Annotated in this window: 7 protein-coding genes; 4 read left to right on the top strand and 3 right to left on the bottom strand. The window is 74.6% G+C overall.

Annotated features, from left to right (window positions below):
• Positions 1-9: 9 nt before the first annotated feature.
• Together ACIGO8_RS05665 and ACIGO8_RS05670 are read right to left on the bottom strand one after the other, a co-directional pair.
• Entirely contained in the window at positions 10-696 is a 687-nt protein-coding gene (locus ACIGO8_RS05665) for an FMN-dependent NADH-azoreductase (protein ID WP_399724164.1), read from the bottom strand.
• Between the two features lie 29 nt (positions 697-725).
• Positions 726-1,343 carry a CGNR zinc finger domain-containing protein gene (locus ACIGO8_RS05670; RefSeq protein ID WP_399724167.1) on the bottom strand — a complete coding sequence of 206 codons (618 nt, stop codon included), beginning with the start codon at positions 1,341-1,343 and terminating at the stop codon, positions 726-728.
• Between the two features lie 26 nt (positions 1,344-1,369).
• Between ACIGO8_RS05670 and ACIGO8_RS05675 the strand changes: the two genes are divergently transcribed.
• Both ACIGO8_RS05675 and ACIGO8_RS05680 read left to right on the top strand, forming a co-directional pair.
• Positions 1,370-2,671 (top strand): MFS transporter, encoded by a 1,302-nt coding sequence (locus ACIGO8_RS05675; RefSeq protein ID WP_399724170.1) that lies wholly within the window; start codon positions 1,370-1,372, stop codon positions 2,669-2,671.
• A 44-nt stretch (positions 2,672-2,715) separates the two neighbouring features.
• Entirely contained in the window at positions 2,716-3,621 is a 906-nt protein-coding gene (locus tag ACIGO8_RS05680) for a poly-gamma-glutamate hydrolase family protein (protein WP_399724173.1), read from the top strand.
• Between the two features lie 29 nt (positions 3,622-3,650).
• On the opposite strand, the gene ACIGO8_RS05685 is transcribed toward ACIGO8_RS05680, so the two are convergent.
• Positions 3,651-4,025 (bottom strand): STAS domain-containing protein, encoded by a 375-nt coding sequence (locus ACIGO8_RS05685; RefSeq protein WP_399724176.1) that lies wholly within the window; start codon positions 4,023-4,025, stop codon positions 3,651-3,653.
• 231 nt (positions 4,026-4,256) lie between these two features.
• Here ACIGO8_RS05685 and ACIGO8_RS05690 point away from each other — a divergent pair, with 231 nt between their 5' ends.
• Both ACIGO8_RS05690 and ACIGO8_RS05695 read left to right on the top strand, forming a co-directional pair.
• Complete coding sequence (locus ACIGO8_RS05690; protein WP_399724179.1) at positions 4,257-4,850, top strand: sigma-70 family RNA polymerase sigma factor; 594 nt, start codon at positions 4,257-4,259, stop codon at positions 4,848-4,850.
• Entirely contained in the window at positions 4,847-6,142 is a 1,296-nt protein-coding gene (locus tag ACIGO8_RS05695) for a zf-HC2 domain-containing protein (RefSeq protein ID WP_399724182.1), read from the top strand. Before ACIGO8_RS05690 ends, ACIGO8_RS05695 begins: the two co-directional genes overlap by 4 nt.
• The last annotated feature ends 135 nt before the right edge of the window (positions 6,143-6,277 follow it).

The raw sequence follows: 6,277 nt of genomic DNA on the forward strand, positions 1-6,277 counted from the left end.
GGGGCGGTGTTACGCCGCGAGCCGCTCCAGGCTCTCGTAGGCGGCCGCCAGGGACTTCTCGGCCAGCGGCCTGAGGGACGCCATCTGCGGGAAGACGTTCGCGTGGGTGAGCTCGGCGTGCACGAAGGCCAGGTCGTCGGCGAGGCCGATCGACCGCAGCACGTCCCGCAGATACGGCTCCTGGTGGTCCCAGCCCTCGCGCGGCGTGCCCGGCGCGTACGAGCCGCCGCGGGCGGTGACCACCACGACGGAGGTGCCGGAGAGCGGGCCGGGACCGCCGTCGGGCGCGACCATGTGGGCCGGCGTGACCAGGCGGTCCAGCCAGGCCTTGACCGTGGACGGGATCGCGTAGTTGTACATGGGCACGCCGAGGACGATCGTGCTCGCGGCCCGCACCTCGGCGGTCAGCGCCTCGGAGAGGGCCCGCTCCTGCGGCGGCTCGCCGTGGTCCGCGCCGTCGAGCAGGGCCTCGCGGACGGCGTGGGTGAGGTGCGGTACGGGTTCGGCGGCGAGGTCGCGGTGGACGTAGCCGGCGCCGGGACGTGCGCGGCGCCAGTGGGCGGCGAAGTGCGCGGACAGCTCGCGGGTGACGGAGCCGGTGGGCCGGATGCTGGCGTCGAGGTGCAGCAGCGACGGGGCGGTCGTGGCCGTGTGCGTCGTGGTCTCTTGCGTTGTGGTCTCTTGCGTCGTGGTCATGCGGCCGACCGTAGGGATTGCCGTCGGCGTCAACGCAAGGCGGCGGCGAAGTGGTTCGGCCGGTCCGGGCGGTCCGGTCGGTCCGGTCGGTCCGGCCGGTCCGGGCGGTTCGCGGGGTCCGGCCGGTCCGCGTTGCGGTTCGCGCGGTGGCGGCGCACGGCGTCCCGGTTGGCGCACGGATGGGAGCAGTAGCGGCGGCGGCCGGTCCGGGTGGTGTCGGCGAAGATCACGGCGCACTCGTCGACGGCGCACCGGGCGAGGCGGTGCATGCCGCGCCCGACCAGGTGCAGCGCCGTGCCCACGGAGATCAGCGCGAACAGCAGGTCGCCGAGCGACTGGTGGTCCTCGCGGTAGTGCAGGTGCCAGCCGGTGCCCGCGTGGTCGGTGAGGCGCGGATGGGAGGAACCGGCGGCCAGCATCAGGTTGAGGCGGGCGGCGCGCTCGGACTCGCCGGGCGCGTCGACCACGCCCTCCCAGGCGTCGAGGAGCGCGTGCGTACGGGTCAGGTCCGCCGCTGTCGCCCGGTCCTCGACCAGGAGTCCGGCCGCCCGGCAGACGGCCACGAGCTCCTCGGGGCTGGCGGGGCGCCGGTTGGCGAGGCCGGCGGCGAGGTGCACGGCGTCGGCGCCGTAAGGGTTGAGGTGCACAAGCCCATTACAGCAGCCTGGAGTTCATGAGTCACCCCTCTTCCGCGGTGGTCGCGGCGCCGGGACCCGTGCGTCGTGATCCGTACCGCTGGACGGTCCTCGGGATCGCCACCTTCACCCAGGCCGCCTCCTGCTTCTTCGTCCAGGGCATCGGCGCGATGGCCGTCCCGCTGGAGCACGCCCTCTCCCTCACCACCGCCCAGCTCGGCCTCCTCCTGTCCGCCTCACAACTCGTGCCGCTGGTCGGTCTGTTGATCGCGGGCGGGCTGCTCGACCGCTACGACGAGCGGTGGGTCGTCGGCATCGGCGCCGGCGTCGTCGGCGCGGCCCTGCTCGCCGGCAGCCTCGCCCAGGGATACGCGTCCCTGCTCGTCGTGCTGCTGGTCGTCGGCGCCGGTTACAGCACGGCCCAGCCCGGCGGCAGCAAGTCGGTGGCGGCCTGGTTCGACCCGGGGCAGCGCGGCTTCGCGATGGGCATCCGCCAGGCCGGACTGCCGCTGGGCGCGGCCCTGGCCGCGGCCGTGCTGCCGGCCCTCGCCACGTCGTACGGCTGGCGCTCGGCGCCGGCGGCCGGCGGTCTCGTCGCGCTCGCGGGCGCGGCCGCCTTCCTGGCGCTCTACCGGCGCCCGCCGGCGCCCGTGACCGCCGCCGCGGCCCCGCCCGTCCCGCCGGCGCCGAGGCCCGGAGCAGGGGCAGGGGCAGGGGCTGGAAGCGGGGCCACGGCGGGGAGCGGGGCGCGGCTGCGGATGCTTCGTGAGCCGGCGATGCGGCGCATCGTCCTGTCCGGGACGTGCATGGTCACCGTGCACAGCGGCATCGGCGTCCTCGGCGCGCTCCACCTCCACGACGTGACCTCCCTCGACGCCGGCCCGGCGGCGGCCGTGCTCGTGGCGGTCCAGGTGGCGGGCGGGCTCGGACGGATCGGGCTCGCGGCGTGGAGCGACCGCAGCCGGGCCGGACGCCACCGCCCGGTGGCGGTGAGCATGGCCGCGGCCGCGGCCGGCCTCCTCGCGCTGGCCACACCCCTGGGCGCACAGCCCCTGGCCGCCGCGCTCCTGTTCACCTGGCTCGGCTTCTTCGGCATCGGCTGGTACGGCCCCTGGGTCGCCCACCTCGCCGAGTCGGCGCCGCCCGGCCGTACCGGCTTCGCGCTCGGCCTGGTCATGGCCGTCAACCAGGTCGCCGTGATCCTGGCCCCGCCCGCCCTCGGTCTGCTGCACGACGCCACCGGCGGATTCACCGCGGCCTGGGCGGCCCTCGCCGTGCTCGCGGCGGCGACGGTCCTCCTGACGAGACGCCCGCACAAGCGGAATTGTCATGTCCAGTGATACCCGGCCGCCGGAGCCGGGAGGCCCTGTTGCAGGATCGCACCATGACCCACACCAGCAGACGTACCGTCCTCGCCTCCGTCGCCGCCGTCGCCGCCGGCCTTCCCACCCTCAACGCCATCGCGGGCAACGGCGCCACCCCGGCCGCCGCGGCCGACACCTACGGTTCCAACACCGAGCTGTACACCCGCACCTTCGCCAAGCAGGGCACCGACTGGCAGCGCCGGTTCCGGATCGGCGCGCCGCTGCAGCTCACGGACAACGCCCGCAGCACCACCAGCGCCGTCACCAGCACCGCCGTGATCGCGCCGCACGGCGGCGGCATCGAGCCCGGCACGAGCGAGCTGTGCATGGCCATCGCCGGCTACACACCCTTCGACACCACCACCGCCCCGGAGACCGCCGCGATCCCGGGCGAGACCCAGCGCGACTACTGGATGTTCGAGGCCCTGGCCAACTCCGGCGCCCAGCACGTCACCTCGACGCACTGCGACGACCCGGCCGCCCTCGCCGTCTGCGCCAACAACCTCTACGCCGTCTCCCTGCACGGTTTCGAGGAAACGGGACAGAAGAAGATCATCATCGGCGGACGCGACGAGCGCCTGAAGCGCAATCTGCAGGCCGCCTTCGTGAAGTACGGCATGACCTCTCCCATGACGTACCTCGAGTGGAACGTGAGCGTCGTCTACGCGGCCCCCGGCGACGCGATCAACGGCGACGACCCGGCCAACATCGTCAACCGCACCCGCACCGGCGCCGGCGCCCAGCTGGAGCTGTCCACGGCGCTGCGCGAGGCGATGTTCGGCGACTTCACCAGCGCGCCCAAGCGCAGGTCCACCGCCGGTGTGTCGAGCACCGAGAACCCGCACGCCGAGCACTTCTGGAAGGGCTTCGTGACCGCCGTCCGCGAGGCGATCAAGAACCACGAGCTCGGCCTCGACGCGCTCTGATCCCTCGGCCCCGACCCCGGGCCCGAGCGTCAGGCGGACAGCGGTTCGGCCGCCTCGTCGAGGGCGGCCGGAACGTCCGGGTAGACCTCGAACAGCCGGCGCACGCCGAGCGCGGCGAGGACCCGGTTGACGTGCGCGCCGTCCTCGGCGCCCCGGGCCGGCAGGATCAGCCGGAGCCGGCCGCCGCAGGAACGCATCAGGCGCCGGGCGGCCACGAGGACGCCGACGCCGCTGGAGTCGCAGAAGCGGACCGCCGACAGGTCCAGGACCACGTCGTGACGACCGCCCGCGACGGCGGCGTGGACGCGTCTGCGGATCAGCGGGGAGGTGACCAGGTCCAGCTCCCCGCTGACGCTCAACACGGTCCATGGGATGTGCTCGGCCTCGTCGACCTGGATCGTCACGGGCGGTGCCTTTCGGAGAGAGCCGGCGGCGGGGCAAGCGGAGGAGAGCCTTCCTGTCACCTCCCGCTGCCCGATCGCCATGCTCCGAAACCCCTGCCCGCAGGGTTGACGCTTTCCTTACCATTCCCCGGCGCGTCAAGGGCGCACTTGTGACAAAGAGGAGTACGCCGGGGCCGGGCACACTACTTTGGAAGGGAACTCGGGTCGGGAGGGCTGTCGGGAGGGCTTCGGATGGCGGCGAAGGACACACCACCGCGCTGGGACCGCAAGATGCAGCAGCGGCTCGCCCGCGGGGAGGCGGCCGCGCTCGGCGAGCTCTACGACCGCTTCGCCTCCCTCGTGCACAACCTCGCCCACCGCGTGCTCGACGACGACGACGCGGCCGACCAGATCACCCGCGAGGTCTTCGGCTACATCTGGGAGAACCCCGACGCGTACGACCCGAAGCAGGGCAACATGCGCTCCTGGGTGGCCCGGCTGACCCAGCGGCAGGCCGTCCACCGGCTGCGGCAGGCGGAGGCCGTGGCGTACGCGGAGCGCGGCGAGGGCTCGGCGGAGGAGCTGGAGCAGAAGGTGCGGCGGGCGTCCGTCGCGGCCCGCGCGGACTACATCGTGACGTCCATGCCGACACCGCTGCGGCAGGCCCTGGAGCTGGCCTACTTCCAGCGCCGGGACTACCGCCAGACGGCGGCCGACCTCGGCGTGACCGAGGACGAGGCCCGGCGGCGGCTGCGGCTCGGCCTCCAGCTCCTGTCGACGGCCAACACACGCCCGCTGGAGGGCACTTCGCCGCCCGGCCACGGTGGCTACGGACGGTCGCTGTGAGCGGGGCGAACGACGATCACGAGGAGATCGCACGCGCCCCGCGGATACCGGGACCGCGGCGGGCGGCGGACGACCACGCGGACCTGACGTCGCCGTTCGCGGAGCCGGCCCCGCGGCCCGAGCCCGCGGCTCCGGAGCCCGAGCCCGCGCCGCCGGAACCCGAACCCGAACCCGTCCTGGAACTTCCGCACCGGGTGCTCAAGTCCCTGCTCGGGGCGTGGGCCCTGTCCGCGTGCTCGGCGGAGGAGACCCGGGCCGTCGAGGACCACCTCACCGAGTGCGCGCCCTGCGCCGAGGAGGCGCTGCGCCTGCGCGACGCGGTCGGCCTGCTGCACGCCGAACGCGACCTGGACCTCGACCCGCTGCTGCGCTCCCGGGTCCTCGAGAACTGTCTCGGCCTGCGCCCGGCCCGTATCCCCGTCCCCACCTGGGCGACGCCGTACGACGCGGAGACCGCGCGGCTCGACGCGCTGCTCCGGGACATCGGCGAGTCGGAATGGCACGCGCCGGTGCGGCTCAGGTGGTTCGAGGACGAGCGCGAGGTGCAGCGCAAGACGACGGTGGCCGGCGTGATCGGCCACCTCCTGGCCGTGGACGGGATCGTGGCGGCGTCGCTGGGGCTCGACGACCCGCTGGGCGCGGGCGCGGCGGCGGTGGCGGGCGAGGCGTCGCCGACGGAGCGGACCGAGGCGTACTGGAACGCCTCGCACCGGCCGCCGACCCGCTCGGTGCGCGAGCCCTGGCGCGAGCAGAGCCACACCCTGATCCGGACCGTCTCCTTCGCCGGGCGCGGCGTGGGCGACCTGACCGTCACCTACGGGGACTTCGCGCTGCCGCTGCGGGACTCGCTCCTGGAGCGGGCCTTCGAGTGCTGGGTGCACGCGGAGGACATCGCGAACGCGGTGGACTATCCCTACGAGCCGCCCGGCGGGGCGCATCTGCACGGCATGATCGACCTGGCCGCCCGGCAGCTCCCGGCGGCCCTCGCCGGCCGCCGCCGCACCGGCCTGGCGGCCCCGCCCCGCGAACTCGTCACGGCGGGCTCGCCCGGCCGTTCCCTCCACCTCGAGATCGAGGGCGCGGGCGGCGGCCACTGGTACATCGCCCTGGACTCCCCGGCGGCCCTCGGCTCGCGCGAGCACGCGGTGGCGCAGGTGGCGATGGACGGGGTCGAGTTCTGCCAGCTGGTGGCGGGGCACGTGTCGCCGGAGGAGGCGGCGGCGGGGAAGGACGGCGACCGCGAGGCCATCCGCGACGTCCTCTCCGCCGCCGCCTCCCTGAGCCGCCTCTAGCCCCGGCGGCCCGCACCTGCTTGCGCGGCGCCCCACGCCCCCTCCGTTGTGGGCATTCGTTCCGCTGGGGCGGAACGGGTGGGCACAACGGACGGCGCCCCTTGCCGGGCCTAGGCTCCCGCGCCTGGACCCGCA

The sequence above is a fragment of the Streptomyces sp. NPDC053493 genome (assembly GCF_044544825.1).
In the GTDB taxonomy this organism is placed as follows: domain Bacteria; phylum Actinomycetota; class Actinomycetes; order Streptomycetales; family Streptomycetaceae; genus Streptomyces.